Genomic DNA, 18,631 nt, shown 5'->3' on the forward strand with positions numbered 1-18,631 from the left:
CAAGCCCGGTGGACTGGACGAGCGAGCGCTCTGTCAGACTAGGTACAAATATGACCGTTATGTGTGATTGTGTTCGTGTGTCTTCCGCGGGTTGCGCGTGAGTTGTCCACAGGTTGTGAGCGCGTGGTGGCCGAAGTCGGGCGACCCGGTCAGAATTTGGGCATGAGGAGGGGGTGAACCGGGCTTCGCCCACCGGGCGCGGCTGACGCGAGCGGGTTGTGCGACTGCGGGAGGCAGCGGTGAGGACAGCGACTCTGGATCCGGCGCAGCGCGCCGAGGCACTGGCCGAGATGGCGGAGCACGAACTGGACGTCCTGGTGGTCGGCGCCGGGGTGGTGGGAGCCGGAACCGCGCTGGACGCGGTCACCCGTGGCCTGTCCACCGGCATCGTGGAGGCCCGCGACTGGGCGTCCGGCACCTCCAGCAGGTCCAGCAAGCTCATCCACGGCGGCCTGCGCTATCTGGAGATGCTCGACTTCGCGCTCGTCCGCGAGGCCCTCAAGGAGCGCGGACTCCTCCTGGAGCGGCTCGCCCCGCACCTGGTCAAACCGGTGCCGTTCCTCTACCCGCTCCAGCACAAGGGCTGGGAGCGGCTGTACGCAGGCTCGGGCGTCGCCCTCTACGACGCCATGTCCATGGCCCGCGGACACGGCCGGGGCCTGCCCCTGCACCGCCACCTGAGCCGCCGTCACGCCCTGCGCATCGCGCCCTGCCTGAGGAAGGACGCCCTGGTCGGCGCCCTGCAGTACTACGACGCCCAGATGGACGACGCCCGCTTCGTGACGACCCTGGTGCGCACGGCCGCGTCCTACGGCGCGAAGGCGGCCAACCGCGCGCGCGTGACCGGGTTCCTGCGCGAGGGCGAGCGGGTCGTCGGCGTCCGCGTGCAGGACGTGGAGGGCGGCGGGGAGTACGAGATCCGGGCCCGGCAGGTCGTCAACGCCACGGGCGTGTGGACCGACGACACCCAGGCCATGGTGGGGGAGCGCGGCCAGTTCCACGTCCGCGCATCCAAGGGCATCCACCTCGTCGTGCCCAAGGACCGCATCCACTCCAGCACCGGCCTGATCCTGCGCACCGAGAAGTCCGTCCTGTTCGTCATCCCCTGGGGCCGGCACTGGATCGTCGGCACCACCGACACCGACTGGGACCTCGACAAGGCCCACCCCGCCGCCTCCAGCGCCGACATCGACTACCTGCTGGAGCACGTCAACTCGGTGCTCGCGGTGCCCCTGAGCCGCGACGACGTCCAGGGCGTGTACGCGGGCCTGCGGCCGCTGCTGGCCGGTGAGTCCGACGCCACCAGCAAGCTGTCCCGCGAGCACACGGTCGCGCACCCGGCGCCGGGCCTCGTGGTGGTCGCGGGCGGCAAGTACACGACGTACCGGGTCATGGCGAAGGATGCCGTCGACGAGGCGGTCCACGGACTCGACATGCGCGTCGCCGACTCCGTGACGGAGGAGATCCCGCTGCTCGGCGCGGAGGGCTACCCGGCGCTGTGGAACGCGCGAGCGCGCATCGCCGCCCAGCACGGGCTGCACGTGGTCCGCGTGGAACACCTGCTGAACCGCTACGGCTCGATGACCGGGCAGGTGCTGGAACTCATCGCCGCCGACCCCTCCCTGGGCGCGCCGCTCAAGCACGCCGACGACTATCTGCGCGCCGAGATCGTCTACGCCGCCTCGCACGAGGGCGCCCGTCACCTGGACGACGCGCTCACCCGCCGCACCCGCATCTCCATCGAGACCTTCGACCGGGGCACCCGCAGTGCCCGCGAGGCCGCCGAGCTGATGGCACCCGTCCTCGGCTGGGACAAGGACCAGATCGAGCGTGAGGTCGAGCACTACGAGAAGCGGGTCGAGGCCGAACGGGAGTCCCAGCGCCAGCCCGACGACCTGACGGCGGACGCGGCGAGGCTGGGCGCGCCGGACATCGTGCCGTTGTAGCCGTGTAGTTGTCGTGCCGTTGCAGCCGTGCCGCTGCGGGGGGAGCCGGTCCGGAGGAGGGCAGGTGTGAAGACAGGGGGCCCCTGGCGTCGGCCACTTGTCGGGTGAGGGACAATGGAGGCTCTGTCGGGGCCGGTTGCATGAGGGGACGCATGTCGGAGGCGGAGCGGGCGGGCACTTCACGTCAGGACACTCGTCGGGACTCCCGTCGGGACACGAGCGAGCGTCGTCTTCTCGCCGGTCGGTACCGGCTGGGAGATGTGCTGGGCCGCGGGGGCATGGGCACGGTGTGGCGTGCCGAGGACGAGACCCTGGGCCGGGTGGTCGCCGTCAAGGAGCTGCGGTTCCCGTCGAACATCGACGAGGAGGAGAAGCGGCGCCTGATCACGCGCACCCTGCGCGAGGCCAAGGCGATCGCCCGGATCCGCAACAACAGCGCGGTGACGGTCTTCGACGTGGTCGACGAGGACGACCGGCCGTGGATCGTCATGGAGCTGGTCGAGGGCAAGTCCCTGGCCGAGGTCATCCGCGAGGACGGCCTGCTGGAGCCGAAGCGGGCGGCCGAGGTCGGGCTGGCCGTCCTCGACGTGCTGCGTTCCGCGCACCGCGAGGGCATCCTGCACCGGGACGTGAAGCCGTCCAACGTGCTGATCGCCGAGGACGGCCGGGTCGTCCTCACCGACTTCGGCATCGCGCAGGTCGAGGGCGACCCGTCCATCACGTCCACCGGCATGCTCGTCGGCGCCCCCTCCTACATCTCCCCGGAGCGCGCCCGCGGGCACAAGCCGGGGCCGGCGGCCGACCTGTGGTCGCTGGGCGGGCTGCTGTACGCGGCGGTCGAGGGTGTCCCGCCGTACGACCGGGGATCGGCGATCGCCACGCTCACCGCGGTGATGACCGAGCCCCTGGAGGAGCCGAAGCACGCGGGCCCGCTCAAGGACGTCATCTACGGCCTGCTCTCCAAGGACCCCGACAAGCGGCTCGACGACGCCGGTGCGCGGGCGATGCTGAACGCCGTGATCCACGCGCGTGAGCCCGAGGTGCTGGACGCCACGCGGGTGGTTCCGCTGCCGCCGCAGCCCGACGGGGCCGAGGGCAAGCGGGGCGAGGAGAACTCGGAGCGGCTGCGCGGGGCGCTGCGTTCGGTCCGCAAGGCGGCCGGGACCGGGGCAGGAACCGGGGCCGGGACCGGGGCAGCCGATACCGCGGCCGTTCCCGGGCAGGGCTCCGCGACGGCCCCGGAATCCGGGACCGCGCCGAACTCCAGCGCGAACAAGCCGGGTTCCGGCTGGCCCGTGATGCCGCCGCCGGACCTGGACCTGCCCCCGCGTCCGGTGCCGAGGGCGCCGCTGACCGACGTGGTGCCCAGACGCACGCTGCTGATCATCGCGGTGGTCGTCGTCCTCGCGGTGATCGGCACGGTTGTGGCGCTCACCCTCGGCGGTGGCGACAAGGGGGACAAGGGCGCCGGCGCGAAGGCCGGGCCGAGTTCCGCTGCCTCCGTCAAGGAGGACAAGAGCGCGGGGACCGCGGCGGGCGACGGCAGCGGCACGCGGGCGGACGGTTCCGCCTCGGCGAGCACCTCGCCCGGTTCCGCGGCGGACGACGCGACGGCGAGCGCGAAGCCGGGCGCGTCCGGCGACGACTCCGGCTCGTCCGGTGCCAAGGGCGGCGGGAGCGCGCCGGCGGTGTCGACCCGCAAGAGCGGCCAGGGGTACTCGATCGGGCTGCCCAAGGGCTGGAAGTACCAGTCCAGCAGCGCGGCCGGGGACCGCTACACCGGACCGAACGGGCAGAAGCTGCTCGTCGGCTGGACCACCACGCCCAAGGACGACCCGGTGGCGGACTGGAAGAACCAGGAGCGCTACATGGTGCGCCCCCAGTACCAGCGGATCCGCATAGAGAAGGTGGACTACCGCGGCTGGAACACCGCCGACTGGGAGTTCACCTACGTGGACGGCGGCACCAAGTACCGCTCCATCGACCGGGGGTTCGTGGTGAACAGCCATCTCGGGTACGGGCTGATGTACACCGCGAAGGCCGGCCAGTGGGACGGCGGACTGCGCAAGGACACCTGGAAGACGCTGACGCGGTCCTTCCAGCCGAAGCCGTGACCTGAACGAGCCCGGGTCGGGACCACCGAGAATCCCCCATCCCTCAATACGAGTTGCCTCCGGCACGTATCGTGAAGGGTCGAGGACCGTACGCAGCCGGGCAGCGACGCGTAACGGGTCGCACGGCGAACGGAAGCGAACGACCGGACGGCAGGGGGAGGCAACGTGGACGAGTATGCGGGCCGAGTGCTCGCCGAGCGCTACCGCCTGCCGCTGCCGCCCTCCGACGAGTACGAACTGACCGAGACCCTCGCCTTCGACACCTACAGCGGTCAGGAAGTACTGGTCCGTCAGGTGCCGTTGCCCGAGGTCGTCGAGGCCGAGGTGCTCGACGCGGAGGGGCTGCCCGCGGGGTTCACCGCGCGTGAACGGGGAGTGCGCCGGACCCCGGCGGCCCGGACCGCGACCCGCCGGCCCACGGACCCGGCGGTGCGGCGCGCGATCGACGCCGTGCAGGCGGCCGCCCGCATACCCGACCACCCCCGGCTGGACCAGGTCTTCGACGTGTTCGCCGAGGGCGGTTCGCTGTGGATCGTCAGCGAGGCGGTGTCCGCGCGCCCGCTGTCCGCACTCCTCGCCGAGCAGCCGCTGACGCCGTACCGGGCGGCCGAGGTCGCCTCCGACGTCCTCATGGCGCTGCGCGTGCTGCACGCCCACGGCTGGGTGCACCGCAACATCACCGCCCGCACGGTCCTCGTCCTCGACGACGGCCGCGTCATGCTGACCGGTCTCGCGGTCGGCGCGGCGGAGGAGGCGCTGTGCGGCTACGACCCGGTGCCGCCGGAGGAAGGACGCGACGAGGGGCCTGCCGGGCCCGCTGTCCCGGCTCCTCGTGACGTCGGCGCTCTCCCGCGTTCCGGTGGTGGTCCGGCGGCCGGCGGTGCGGTTCCCTCCGCCAACGCCAACGCCAACGCCAACGCCAACGCCAACGCCGACCCCGAGGCCGCGCGGCGGGCCGCGATCCAGGCGCGGGCGGCCGACGGGCTGCCGACGCCGGACGGAAACGTGACCCCTGCCGGGGGCGGGGCGGGGGCCGGGACCAGGACCGGGGGCGCCGCACCCGCGGGGCCGCGGGCGCTGGAGAGCGGGAGCGGCGAGGACATCCGTGCCGCCCGCGCCGGTGCCATCGCCGCGTACCGCGCGGGCGCCCGCGCCGCGGCCCGCGTGCAGGAGTCCCAGCAGAACGGCCGCGCCGCCCTCCCCGGGGCCCGCCCTCCCGCCCCCGGCGAGACCGCCGGCGACGCCGCGGCACCGCAGCCGTACGTCCCCGAGCAGCAGCCGTACGCCTCCGAACACCCGTATGCCCCTGAGCAGCAGCCACACGTCCCCGAGCAGCCGTACGCCTCCGGGCAGCCGTACGCTCCCGAGCCCGGCAGCGCGCCCCCCGGTACGACCGCCGATCCCTACGGAGTGCACGGCACGCCCTGGCACGGCGCCACCCCCCGCACCGGCACCGGCCCCGCCACCACACCGGCCCCGGCCGCCGGCGCCCCACGCCACCCGGGCGGCCTCCCCCCGGCGCCCGCGCCCCAGCCGTCCCCGGGTTCCGCTCCGCGCGGAGCCGTCCCGCCCGGCCTCGCCCCCCGACCCGGGACCCGTCCCCCAGGAGCCACCTCCGCCACGCCGCCGCCCTCCCCGCCCGCCCTCCCCGCCCAGTCCACCGGTGCCTCCCGCTGGGACGACCCGGTCGGCGGCACTGCCGTACGACGCGGGCCCGGAACGGCGATCGCGGCGGAGCGGGCCCGGCAGGTGCGGATGACCGTGGTGGGGCCGGTGACCGAGCGGTGGGCGCCGGAACAGGCCGGGCCCGTGCACGAGAACTGGCAGCTGGCGGCGCCGATCGGGCCGGCCACGGACCTGTGGGCGCTCGGCGCCCTGCTGTTCCGGGCCGTGCAGGGGCACGCGCCCTACCCCGAGGAGTCCACGGCCGAGCTGGTGCAACTGGTGTGCGCGGAGCCGCCCGCCTTCGCCGAGGAGTGCGGGCCGCTGCGTCCGGTCGTGGAGTCGTTGCTGCGTCAGGACCCCACCGACCGGCCGGACGTGGAGGAACTGAGCGGCTGGCTGCGATCGCTGGTGCGGTCGGCGCCGGAGCCGGACGCGGGCAGCCATGTCGTCACGGTCCCGCCCGCCGACCCCAGGCGGCTGCCGATCGTGCGGCGGCGCGGTGAACTGGTGCGCAGGCGGCGGCGCGGCACGTCACCCGCGTCGCCCACGTCCCCGCACGGGCGGCACAAGCGGGCCCGGGAGGAGGAGCGTTCGCCGCGCAGCCTCGGCCGGACCCTGCTCCTGCTGATCCTGCTCCTGCTGGCCGGCGCGGTGACGTACGCGATGCTGTTCATGCCCAAGCAGGGCGGGAACGGCACGGCGGGCGGCGACCGTACCGGCAGCGCGGGACAGGCGGGCCCCGCCCCCTCCCGCACCCGGCAGCCGTCCACCGGGGCGTCCGCCGGGGACGACGCCTCCGGAGGCAGTGCGGCCGGCGGCGGCCCTTCGGCGTCCGGGCCCGCCACCGAGACCCAGACCGGCGGTGACTCCTCCGTCGCCGAGGGGTTCACGCTGCGCACCGACCCGGACGGTTTCAAGGTCGCGGTCGCCAACGGCTGGACGCGCTCGCCCAGGAACGGCAGCGGCCAAGTGGTGTACGCGCACGGGAACTTCGAGCTGCTCGTCGTACCGGGACGGGACGGCACGACGACGTACGGCACCGATCCGATGGCCTACCAGCGGGACAAGGAACGCGAACTGCAGCCGTACCGGGACTCCAGCTGGGCCACGGCCACCGGGCTGCGCACCATCGAGGTGGGCGGACGGACCATGGCGGAGGGGCAGTTCACCTGGACCGACGCCCAGGGACGCGACCTGTACGTGCGCAACATGGCGATCCTGCTGGACGGCCGCTACCACGTCGTGCAGGTCCGCGGCCCGGAGGCGGAGCGCGACGAGGTGACCCGGCTGTACGAGCAGGCGACGGCGACGTACCGCTACACGGGCTGAACGGCACGTATCTGTACACGTGTTGAGTGGGCGCGCACCATGTACACGGGCTGAACGGCACGCACCCGTACACGTGTCGAGCGGCACGCACCGTGTGCACGGGCTGAGCGCGTCGTCCGCCGCGGCCGGGTTCTCCCCGCGTCCCCGCACGCACCGCTTGAGCACTCCCTGCACCGCTCGCGTATTCCCTCCACGGGCCGTACGCATGGGGATCGGGTGCTTCCGGGTGCGAGCGTCACAGGACTGTCACCTTGGCACCCCGATTGTTCCCTGGGGACAGACCGGTCCTTAGTCTGACCCTGACAAGACCATTGCGGGGCAACGTGAATCAGATGCAGGGCCTGCTCATAGCGGGCCGCTACCGGCTCGCCGACTCCATCGGCAGGGGCGGCATGGGCCGGGTGTGGCGCGCTCACGACGAGGTGCTGCACCGGATGGTCGCCGTCAAGGAGTTGACCGCCGCGCACTTCGTCTCGGACAGCGACCAGGCCGTCCTGCTCGCCCGCACCCGGGCCGAGGCACGGGCCGCCGCGCGCATCAACCACTCCGCCGTCGTCACCGTGCACGACGTCCTCGAACACGACGGCCGCCCCTGGATCGTGATGGAGCTGGTCGAGGGCAACTCGCTGGCCGACGCGGTCAAGGAGCGCGGACGTATCGAGCCGCACGAGAGCGCGCGCATAGGCCTGTGGGTGCTGCGGGCGCTGCGCGCCGCGCACTCCGCGGGCGTCCTGCACCGGGACGTCAAGCCCGGCAACGTCCTGCTCGGCCGGGACGGCCGGGTCCTGCTCACCGACTTCGGCATCGCCCAGATCGAGGGCGACAGCACCATCACCCGCACCGGAGAGGTCGTCGGCTCGGTCGACTACCTCGCGCCCGAGCGGGTGCGCGGCCACGACCCCGGCCCGTCCTGCGACCTGTGGGCGCTCGGCGCCACGCTGTACACGGCGGTCGAGGGCCGCTCGCCGTTCCGCCGCACCTCCCCGCTGAGCACGATGCAGGCGGTCGTCGAGGAGGAGGCGGAGGAGCTCCGCCACGCCGGCGCGCTCGGTCCCGTCATCTCCGCCCTGCTGCGCAAGGAACCGGCCCAGCGGCCCAGTGCCGAGGAGGCCGAGCAGATGCTCGCCGAGGCGGCCGAGGGCAGACGGCCCCGGGACGCCCAGGCATACGTGCCGACCCAGGGCTCGGGCCTGGGCGCCACCGGCCGGTACGGCCCTCAGCCGGGCCTGCAGCCGGGCCTGCAGCCGGGCCTGCAGCCGGGCCTGCAGCCGGGCCTGCAGCCGGGCCTGCAGCCGGGCCTGCAGCCGGGCCCGCAGGGCTACGGCCCCGGCACAGCCCCCGCAGGCCCAGGCTATGGATCAGGCACAGCCTCCGGAGGCTATGGATCCGGCACGGCCCCCGGGGGCTATGCATCCGGTACGGGCTCCGCGGGCTACGGCCCCGCCGCGGCGTCACCGGCCGCCGGTTACGGCCCCCGCACCCCGGGCCACCCCGGCACCGGGGCGACGGCGGTCGCGCCCACGATGCTGGGCCCGGCCGGCGGACCTGGCGGCCCCGGCGGACCTGGCGCACCCGGCGGCCCGGCGCAGGCCCGGCCCCCGCGCCGGCTGCGCTCGCTCGCACTGGTCGTCGTGATGGCGGCCGTGATCGGCGGGGGCGCCGCGGTCGGCTACCAGCAGTGGCAGTCGAGGCAACAGGACTCGGACGCGAGCGTCGTCCCGCCACCGGCGCGGACCTCGGACGCGACCTCCCCGGCCCCGGACGGCGGCACCGTCCCCGCCAACTGGCAGCGTTACGACGACCCGATCGGCTTCGGCATCTCGCTGCCCAAGGGCTGGAAGCGCAAGGTGTACCGGTCCAGCAGCGACGTCCCGGTCGACTTCAAGCAGGTCGACTACTCGCCCGACGGCGGGGTGCACTTCATCCGTATCGCCGTCGATCCCAACCCCGACTTCGCCGGCGGCTACGAACACCAGGCGGACCTGGAACAGCAGCTCCGGAACCGGCTGGCCGGCTACCAGCGCGTGACCCTGAAGGAGAACACCTACCGCGACTGCAAGGGCTCGCGGTGGGAGTACACCTGGAACGCGCGGGGGCAGGACGAGCCCTATGTCGCCGGGCCCCGGCGCGCCGTCGAGGAGACGTACGTCTCGCGCGGGGGCACCGAGTACGCGATCTACATGTCGACGCCCGCCCAGGACTGGGCGAGGACGAGCAAGCAGTTCACGTGGGTGCTGCAGAGCTGGCAGCCGAAGGCGGGCTGAGCGCCGGGACATGGCCCGAGTGCCGGGACATGGCCCGAGTGCCGGGACATGGCCCGAGTACCGGGGGAACGGCCTGAGTGCCGGAGAAACTGCCCGAGTTCCGGAAGAACGGCCTGAGTGCCGGGGACACGCCCCGAGCGCCGGGGTGCGCGCGTCGTGTGCGCCGCTGTGCCCCGGGCTTGGCCGATCAGCGCCCTCTCTTGGCCGAGTGGTCCCCGGAGCGGGTGCGTCCGGTGCGGCATGATGGGCGTATGGGGACCGAGGGGGACGACTTCCGTGTGATCGCGGGCCGTTACCGCCTGGAGGCGCGCATCGGCCGCGGTGGCATGGGTGTCGTGTGGCGGGCGGGCGACCAGGTGCTGGGCCGCCGCGTGGCGGTGAAGGAACTCGCCCCGGACGACTCCCTCGCGGACGACGACGTACGCCGCCGCCGTGACCGCACCCTGCGCGAGGCGCGGGCGGTCGCCCAACTGCGGCACCCGCACATCATCGTCGTGCACGACGTCGTCGAGCAGGACGAACGGCCGTACATCGTCATGGAGTTGATCGACGGCGGTTCGCTCGCGGACCGGATCACGGCGAGCGGCCCGGTCGACGCGGCGGAGGCCGCCCGGATCGGCATCGCCCTGCTGAGCGCGCTGCGCACCGCGCACGAGGCGGGGGTGCTGCACCGGGACGTCAAGCCCGCGAACGTCCTGGTCGAGTCGGGCACCGAGCGGGTCGTGCTCACCGACTTCGGGATCGCGCAGGTCGCGGGCGCCACCACGCTCACCGAGACCGGTTCCTTCGTCGGGTCGCCCGAATACACCGCCCCCGAGCGGATGTCCGGCCTGCGGGCCGGCCCGGAGTCCGATCTGTGGTCGCTGGGCGTGCTGTTGTGCTCGCTGCTCAGCGGCGAGTCGCTGTTCCGGCGTGATTCGCTCGGCGGCATCCTGCACGCCGTCGTCGCCGCCGAGATCCGGCCGCCCGCGCAGGCCGAGCCGCTGCTGCCGGTCGTACGGGGCCTGTTGGAGCGCGATCCCGAGCGGCGGTTGGGCGCGTCGGACGCCGAGCGGATGCTGCGGACGTTCCTGGACACGGGCCGCACCCCGCCCGCGCCGGGCACCGAGAGCACGGGACGCACGCACCGGCTCGGCGGAGGACGCGCCGCGCGGCACGGCGGCTCCGGCGGTCGTACGTCCGACTCCGCCGACTCCTTCGGTTCTTTCGGCTCCCCCGGTTCTTTCGGCTCCCCCGGTTCTTTCGGCTCCCCCGGTTCCTTCAGCTCCCCCGGTTCCTTCGGCTCCTCCTACTCGGCGACGGAACACGACGTGGCGCACGGGGCGTCGGCCCCGCCAGGCGGGTCGGGCGGAGGGGAGGGGCCGCCCCGGGCGGAGTCGGCGGAGCCGTCGGCACACTCCGCGCCGTCGGTCCCCTCGGCCCCCTCAGCCCCCTCGGCCCCCTCAGCCCCCTCGGCCTCGTCGGGTGAACAGGCCCCGCCGGCACGGCAGTCCACGCGCGGCGTGCTGATCGCCGCGCTGCTCGTCGCCGCGGTCGCCGGTGCGGGCGTCTCGGCGGCGGCGCTGCTGCTGAACCAGGGCGGCGACGCGGGCGGCGGCACACCCGGCGGTACGGCGTCCAGCCCGGCGACCGGCACTGACATCGACACCGGTACGGCATTGTCCCCGACGGCCTCCGGTACGGGTACGGGTACGGGTACGGCCTCGCCCACGCCCACCGAGAAGCACACGGCACCCTCCGGCTACCGCACCGCCCAGGACCCGGCCGGCTACACCCTCGCCGTACCGGAGGAGTTCACCCGCGAGCGGCAGGGCGAGCGGGTCTTCTACCTCTCCCCGGGGGAGACCTTCCGCCTCGGCATCAAGGTCACCCTGCCCCAACCGGGCGGCCCCGCCGCGGTGATGAACCGTTCGGCGGCCGAGGGCCCCGGCAACTACCCCGGCTACCACGACGGCCGGGTCACCGGGACCACCCATGCCGGACACCCCGCCGCTCTCTGGGAGTTCACCTGGAACGGCTACAGCGCCGCCGAGGGACCGCGCCACACCTACGACCTGACCTGGGAGGAGGGCGGCCGGATGTACGACGTGTGGGTCTCGGCGCCGGTCGGCAAGGTGCGCGAGGCGCGGGAGCACTTCGACGTGGCCCTCGACACCTTCACGGTCACCGCTCGCTGACTTTCGCCGTCCGCTCGCCGGTCGTTGGCCGTCTGCTCGCCGGTCGTTCGCCGTCCGCTCGCCGGTCGTTCGCCGACCGCGCCCCGACCGCGCATCGACGCTGTCCCCGTCCCGACCCGACGGCACCTTGTCGGTCACGGCTCTGTGACCGTTCAAGAGCGGAGTGGCTCGTATCGCACAAGGCGCGATATGGATGGACCATGAGCAACGACGGGGGAACGGGCCGCCCGGCCGACGAGACGACGAGCTTTGTCCTGCGACCGCCGCACGAGGGCGCGGCCGTGAACCCGTACGCGGTCGCGGACGCGCACCAGGGGCAACTGCCGCCGCAGGCCGTGCCCATCCAGGCCGTGCCCATCCAGGCCGCCGCGGCCCCGCCGCCGGCCCAGGAGCCCGGCGCCGGACGGCTGATCGCCGGGCGGTACCGGCTGCTCGCCAAGCTCGGGCACGGCGGGATGGGCACCGTGTGGCGGGCCAAGGACGAGGTGGTGGACCGCGAGGTCGCCGTCAAGGAACCCCGGGTTCCGGACCACCTCCCCGAGCGGGAACGCGCCACCGCGTTCGAGCGGATGCGCCGCGAGGCCCGCGCGGCCGCCCGGCTCGACCATCCCGCGGTGGTCGAGGTGCACGACGTCGCCGTGGTCGACGGCCGGCCGTGGATCGTGATGGAGCTGGTCCACGGCCGTTCGCTGGGCGCCGCCCTCCAGGAGGGCACGATGGGCGCCCGCGAGGCGGCCCGGATCGGTCTGGAGGTGCTCGGCGCGCTGGAGACGGCGCACGCGGCCGGTGTCCTGCACCGGGACGTGAAACCGGACAACGTCCTGCTCGGCCGGTACGACCGGGTCGTGCTCACCGACTTCGGCATCGCCCTGATCGAGGGCGACACGAACCTGACCGACACCGGCGGCTTCGTCGGCTCGCCCGAGTACATCGCGCCGGAGCGGGTGCTGGGCCAGCGGCCCGGCCCGGCGAGCGACCTGTGGTCCCTGGGCGTGGTGCTGTACACGGCCACCGAGGGCGTCTCGCCGTTCCGCCGCAGCAACACCCCGGCCACCCTCCAGTCCGTCCTCAACGCCACCCCGGCCCCGCCCGCCGCCGCGCCGGGCCCGCTGGCCGAGGTCATCAACGGCCTGCTCCAGAAGGATCCCGCCCGCCGCCCGACGGCACCCCAGGTGCGCGCCCTGCTGGAAGCCGCCGCGAACCCCCCGGCACCCGAGCCCGCGCACTTCGCGCCGGCCACGGCACAGGGCGCCGCGCCGGCCACGGCGCACGCCACCGTGCCCGGGACCCGCTCCCCGCGCCGGGGCCGGGGCCGTGCGCTCTGGCTGGGCGCCGGCGCGGCGGTGGTCGCCGCCGCGGTGGCCGGATACCTGGTGCTCGCCGACCCGTTCGCGGGCCCGCTGCCCGACGACTGGACGAAGCACACCGACGCCCGGCTCGGCGCCACCGTCGCCGCCCCCGCGACCTACCAGACCGATCGCCCGGAGAAGGACGCCCCCGACCAGAACTGGGTGTCGTACACGGACTACAGCGGCAGCATCTCCATCGTCCTGCACCTCGCCCGGAAGTCGGACGACTCCCTGCAGCAGATCCAGAGCAACGCACCGGCCCAGATGCACGCCGACGACGAGAAGTTCAAGAGCCAGGGCGAGTACATCCTCGACATGCCCAAGGGCGCGAAGACGGACCCGGACGACAGTCCCACGTACCGCGGCAGAAAGGCCGCGAAGAACACCGTCACCTATACGACCGACGACACCCAGGACCCGCGCCCCCGCGAACTCCAGATCTTCTACTACGTCACCAAATCCGGTGACCTGTACGAACTCACCATCGGCTACCCGAGCAAGGGCGACTTCACCGCCCGGGGCAAGGACGTGGCGAAGACGGCGATCGCCAACCTGGACATCGCGAAACTCTGACGGACGGACGGACGGACGGACGGACGGTCGGCCGGACGGCTGACCGGCTGACCGGAGAGGCAGGCGCGAAATGCTCCAACACGCCGATGGTGAGCGCGAGTTGGCCGGTCGTCGAGCCGCCTGACCGCGCCTCTTCGACAAGGACGGGGTGCGCACGGTACTCATGTGCCATGAGTGAAGACGGCGAACACCCGCCCGACGGACCTCTGATCGGCGGGCGCTACCGGCTCGTCGCGCGCCTCGGGTCCGGCCCGACCGGCACCGTCTGGCGTGCCTGGGACGAGGAGGGGCGGCGGGAGGTCGCCGTCAAGGAGCCCCTGCTGCCCGGGGACCCGGCCGACGACGAGGAGAGCGGCCGGATCGCCCACCGCCTCTACCGGGAGGCCCGCGCCGCCGCCCGCGTACGGCACCCCTCCGCCGTCACCTGCCTCGACGTGGTCACCGAGGCCGGTCTGCCGTGGATCGTCATGGAACTGGTCGAGGGCGAGTCGCTGCGCGAGGTCGTACGACGCGGACCGCTGCCGCCCGCCGAGGCCGCACGGGTGGGGCTCGCCGTCCTCGGGGCGCTGCGCGCCGCGCACGCCGTCGGGATCGTGCACCGGGACCTCAAACCCGCCAACGTCCTGATCGAGTCCGGCACCGGGCGGGTCGTCGTCACCGACTTCGGGATCGGGGACGGACACGCCGAGGAGGCCCCCGCCGGGTTCGTCGCCCCGGAGCGGCTGTCCGGGCGCGCCGCAGGCCCCGCCTCCGACCTGTGGTCCCTCGGGGCGCTGCTCGCCGCCGCCGTCGAGGGGGCCGACCCCTCCGCGCTCGGTCCGCTCGGCCCCCTGCTGGACCGCCTGCGCGCACCGGAACCGGAGGCCCGGCCGGGAGCGGAGGAGGTCGCGGCGGTGCTGGAGGCGTGCGCGGGCGGCATGTCCGAGGCGGAGGCTGCTGAGGGTGCGGCTGCGGCTGCGCAGGAGGCGGTGCCGGTACCCGTGCGAGTACCGGTGTCCGTCGCGCGGACGGCGGAGGCGCCCGCCCCCACGCCTCCACCTACTCCACCTACTCCACCCACTCCACCTACTCCACCCACCGACACGCCCGCCGGCACCCGTCGCCGCACCCCCCTCGCCGCCCTCGGCCTCCTCCTCACGAGAAAACCGGCGGGCGAATGATCGTCCGCGCCGCTCGCCCGACAACGCGCTGATCAGCGTATTTGCTGCCAGTGATCACTGGCGGTGTGTGAGCGGACGGTGAAACCCCGTTACCGACGGGTACACAAAGTTCTGCTCCCGTCATACCCTGCGCCTCATGACGGACTCGCAGGCCCAGGACCGCACTGGTACCAACCCGCTCGCCCCCGCTCCCGAAGGCGTCCGCACCGCCGCCGACGTGGTCACCCCGGAGCTGGTGGCGCAGCTGACGAAGGGCGTCGTCGGCTCCGGCCGTACCGCCAACCACACCCCGTTCACCGGCGAGAAGCTGGCGGACCTGCCCGAGTCCACCCCGGAGGACGTGCTCAAGGCCTACCAGGCCGCCCGCGCCGCGCAGGCGGTGTGGGAGAGGACTCCGGTACGGCAGCGGGCCGCCGTGCTGCTCCGCTTCCACGACCTGGTGCTCGCCCGGCAGGCCGAGGTCCTCGACCTGATCCAGCTGGAGACCGGCAAGGCCCGGCTGCACGCGCACGAGGAGGTGCAGGCCGTCGCCGTCGCGGCCCGCCACTACGGGCGCAAGGCCCCCGCCTATCTGCGGCCCAAGGGGCACACCGGTGCCATCCCGACCCTGACGAAGGTCACCGAACTGCGCCACCCGCGCGGTGTGGTGGGCCAGATCGCCCCCTGGAACTACCCTCTGGAGCTGTCCGTCGGCGACGCGCTGCCCGCCTTCGTGGCCGGCAACGCCGTCGTGATGAAGCCGGACACCGAGACCTGCCTGACCGCGCTGTGGGCCCGTGACCTGCTGATCGAGGCCGGGCTGCCCGAGGGCGTCTTCCAGGTCGTGCTCGGCGAGGGCCCGGTCGTCGGCCCGGAGGTCGTCCGGCACGCCGACTACGTCTCCTTCACCGGCTCCACCCGCACCGGCCGCGAGGTCGCCGAGGGCGCCGCCTCCCGCCTGGTCGGCGTCTCCCTCGAACTCGGCGGCAAGAACGCCATGCTGGTGCTGGACGACGCCGACATCGAGAAGGCCGCCGCGGGCGCTGTCCGCGCCTGCTTCTCCTCCGCCGGACAGCTCTGCATCTCCATCGAGCGGCTGTACGTCCACGAGTCCGTCGCCGACGCCTTCCTGGAGCGCTTCGCCGCCCGCACCAAGGCCATGCGGCTCGGCAACTCCCTCGCCTACGGCGCCGACATGGGCTCCCTGGTCGGCGAGCGGCAGCTGAAGACCGTGGAGCGGCACGTCGAGGAGGCCGTCACCAAGGGCGCGAAGGTGGTCGCCGGCGGCGTGGCCCGCCCCGACATCGGCCCGTACTTCTTCGAGCCCACCATCCTCGACGGCGTCGAGGACTCCATGTCCGTCTGCGACGAGGAGACCTTCGGACCGGTCGTCTCCATCTACCGGTTCACGAGCGACGACGAGGCCGTCGAGCGCGCCAACGCCACGGCGTACGGCCTGAACGCCTCCGTGTGGACGACGAGCGCCCGCCGCGGCCGGGACGTCGCCGCCCGGCTGCGCACCGGCACGGTCAACGTCAACGAGGGCTACGCGCCCGCCTACGGCAGCGTCCAGTCCCCGATGGGCGGCATGAAGGACTCCGGTCTCGGCCGCCGCCACGGCTCCGAGGGCATCCTCAAGTACACCGAGGCCCAGACGGTGGCCCAGCAGCGCCTGCTGCCGATGGCGCCGTCGCTGGGCATGGACGACGAGACGTACGCCCGGTTCATGAGCACGAGCCTGCGCCTGATGAAGGCGTTCCGGTTCAAGTAGCCCACCCAGGGGCGCGACCGGCCACAGAGAGCACCTGCACGCGACACCCAACGAGGAGACCCCCGTGCCCCAGGACGCTTACGACTACGACGTCCTCGTCATCGGCTCCGGCTTCGGCGGCTCGGTGTCCGCCCTGCGCCTGACGGAGAAGGGTTACAAGGTCGGCGTGCTGGAGGCGGGGCGCCGCTTCACCCGGGACAGCCTGCCGAAGAACTCCTGGGACCTGAAGAACTACCTCTGGGCCCCCAAGTTCGGCATGTTCGGCATCCAGCGTATCCACCTGCTGGGCAACGTCATGGTGCTGGCGGGCGCCGGCGTCGGCGGCGGCTCGCTGAACTACGCCAACACCCTCTACGTCCCGCCGGAGCCGTTCTTCGACGACCCGCAGTGGAAGGACATCACCGACTGGCAGGCGGAGCTGACGCCGTACTACGACCAGGCCCGGCGCATGCTCGGCGTACGGCTCAACCCCACCATGACCCCCTCCGACGTCCACCTGAAGGCGGCGGCCCAGCGGATGGGCGTCGGCGACACCTTCCACATGGCGCCCGTCGGCGTGTTCTTCGGCGACGGCGAGGACGCGGACGGGGCGACGAAGGCGAAGCCGGGCGGCGAGGTCGCCGACCCGTACTTCGGCGGGGCCGGCCCGTCCCGCAAGGCCTGCACCGAGTGCGGCGAGTGCATGACCGGCTGCCGGCACGGCGCGAAGAACACCCTGAACGAGAACTACCTGTACCTCGCCGAGAAGGCGGGCGCGGTGGTCCACCCGCTGACCACGGTCGTGTCGGTCACGGACGACTCGCGCGGCGGCTACGCGGTGGCCACCCTCCCGACGGACCGGAAGAAGAAGGGCGAGGGGCGGCTGTTCACCGCCCGCAAGGTCGTCGTCGCGGCCGGCACCTACGGCACCCAGACCCTGCTGCACCGCATGAAGGCCGGCGGCCGGCTGCCCCACCTCTCCGCCCGGCTCGGCGACCTGACCCGGACCAACTCCGAGGCCCTGGTCGGCGCGCAGACCGTCGACCGCCGCTACCGCAAGGCACACGGCGTGAAGAAGGCCGACTTCACGCAGGGCGTCGCCATCACCTCCTCCGTCCACCCGGACGAGAACACCCACATCGAGCCGGTCCGCTACGGCAAGAAGTCCAACTCGATGGGCGGCCTCACGGTCCTCCAGGTGCCCTATGCCGAGGGCTCCTCGCGCGTCCTCGGCTGGCTGGCCAACGCGGCCCGCCACCCCCTGCTGGTGCTGCGCTCCCTGTCCAACCGGCGCTGGTCGGAGCGGACCATCATCGGCCTGGTCATGCAGTCCCTGGACAACTCGCTGACCACCTACCTGAAGCCCGACGGCGTCGGCAAGGGCCTGCTGACCGCCCGGCAGGGCCACGGCGCGCCGAACCCCATGCAGATCAAGGCCGCCACCGAGGCCGCCACGGCACTCGCCGAGGAGATCAACGGCTTCGCGGGCAGCAACGTCGGCGAGCTGATGGGCACCCCGCTGACCGCGCACTTCCTCGGCGGCTGCCCCATCGGCGACTCACCGGAGACCGGCGTGATCGACCCGTACCACCGGCTGTACGGCCACCCCGGCATCTCGGTCGTCGACGGCGCCGCCGTCTCGGCGAACCTGGGCGTCAACCCGTCGCTGACGATCACCGCGCAGGCCGAGCGGGCGATGTCGTACTGGCCGAACAAGGGCGAGGAGGACCCCCGCCCGGCCTCGGGCGCGGCGTACGAGCGGCTGAAGCCGGTGGAGCCGCGCACCCCGGCGATCCCGGCGGACGCGTTCGGCGCGCTGAAGCTGCCGTTCCTGGGGATGCCGACGGTGCCGCCGAAGAAGTAGCGCTGTGGGGGAGTCGGGGGAGCAGCGCCGAAGAAGTGGCCGGGGCAGAAGTAGCCGGGGCAGAAGTGGCCGGGCGCGGACAAGCCTCGAGGGACCTGCATCCCCCTCCGAACGCAGGTCCCTCGCTCTTACCGTCTGCTTGATCCGGCAGCAGGTTTGATCAGCGAGGCCTGTGAACGGTTGTGCCGCAGCACTCCGATTTTTGTGTGATGTGAGTCACATTGGGTGGCCGGTGCGGTGGTCGTGGTGGGTGTGACGAAGGGCCCCGCGGGACTCGAGACGATGCCGTTGGTTAATTCCGGGGCCCTGCGTCTTCTTCGCCCCGTCGATCGTCTGGTCGGCGGGGCGAAGTGCTGCGAAGTGGCGGGTGCGGGTGCGGGCTCGGGGTGTGCCGGTGAGGTGGGCGTCGATGCGGGCGAGGTTGAGGGCGGCGCCGGTGAGCTGGTGCTGGAGGCTGGTCT

At 73.3% G+C, this 18,631-nt stretch carries 10 protein-coding genes; 9 read left to right on the forward strand and 1 reads right to left on the reverse strand.

The features are described from left to right. Positions 1 to 239: 239 nt before the first annotated feature. The 9 genes from ACGFYV_RS08245 (at position 240) to ACGFYV_RS08285 (ending at position 18,170) form a co-directional block, all read left to right on the forward strand. On the forward strand, positions 240 to 1,946 hold the full coding sequence (locus ACGFYV_RS08245; RefSeq protein WP_393877531.1) for a glycerol-3-phosphate dehydrogenase/oxidase: 1,707 nt from the start codon (positions 240 to 242) through the stop codon (positions 1,944 to 1,946). Positions 1,947 to 2,098: 152 nt separating this feature from the next. After that, on the forward strand, positions 2,099 to 4,060 hold the full coding sequence (locus tag ACGFYV_RS08250; RefSeq protein ID WP_393877532.1) for a serine/threonine-protein kinase: 1,962 nt from the start codon (positions 2,099 to 2,101) through the stop codon (positions 4,058 to 4,060). A 165-nt stretch (positions 4,061 to 4,225) separates the two neighbouring features. Next, positions 4,226 to 7,054 carry a protein kinase gene (locus tag ACGFYV_RS08255; protein WP_393877533.1) on the forward strand — a complete coding sequence of 943 codons (2,829 nt, stop codon included), beginning with the start codon at positions 4,226 to 4,228 and terminating at the stop codon, positions 7,052 to 7,054. Between the two features lie 332 nt (positions 7,055 to 7,386). Further along, positions 7,387 to 9,318, forward strand: coding sequence for a serine/threonine-protein kinase (locus ACGFYV_RS08260; protein ID WP_393877534.1), 1,932 nt, complete (start codon positions 7,387 to 7,389; stop codon positions 9,316 to 9,318). A 251-nt stretch (positions 9,319 to 9,569) separates the two neighbouring features. Continuing rightward, positions 9,570 to 11,495 (forward strand): serine/threonine-protein kinase, encoded by a 1,926-nt coding sequence (locus ACGFYV_RS08265; RefSeq protein ID WP_393877535.1) that lies wholly within the window; start codon positions 9,570 to 9,572, stop codon positions 11,493 to 11,495. Between the two features lie 200 nt (positions 11,496 to 11,695). Then, complete coding sequence (locus tag ACGFYV_RS08270) at positions 11,696 to 13,417, forward strand: serine/threonine-protein kinase (protein ID WP_393877536.1); 1,722 nt, start codon at positions 11,696 to 11,698, stop codon at positions 13,415 to 13,417. Positions 13,418 to 13,587: 170 nt separating this feature from the next. Further along, positions 13,588 to 14,577 (forward strand): serine/threonine-protein kinase, encoded by a 990-nt coding sequence (locus tag ACGFYV_RS08275; protein WP_393877537.1) that lies wholly within the window; start codon positions 13,588 to 13,590, stop codon positions 14,575 to 14,577. Positions 14,578 to 14,713: 136 nt separating this feature from the next. After that, positions 14,714 to 16,327, forward strand: a complete 1,614-nt coding sequence (locus ACGFYV_RS08280) for a succinic semialdehyde dehydrogenase (protein WP_393877538.1) — start codon at positions 14,714 to 14,716, stop codon at positions 16,325 to 16,327. A 64-nt stretch (positions 16,328 to 16,391) separates the two neighbouring features. Then, on the forward strand, positions 16,392 to 18,170 hold the full coding sequence (locus ACGFYV_RS08285) for a GMC oxidoreductase (RefSeq protein ID WP_393877539.1): 1,779 nt from the start codon (positions 16,392 to 16,394) through the stop codon (positions 18,168 to 18,170). Between the two features lie 216 nt (positions 18,171 to 18,386). On the opposite strand, the gene ACGFYV_RS08290 is transcribed toward ACGFYV_RS08285, so the two are convergent. Continuing rightward, positions 18,387 to 18,631, reverse strand: a 245-nt coding sequence (locus tag ACGFYV_RS08290; protein WP_393877556.1) for a hypothetical protein, incomplete at its 5' end; no start/stop codon positions are given.

The sequence above is a fragment of the Streptomyces sp. NPDC048297 genome (assembly GCF_043201585.1).
In the GTDB taxonomy this organism is placed as follows: Bacteria; Actinomycetota; Actinomycetes; order Streptomycetales; family Streptomycetaceae; genus Streptomyces.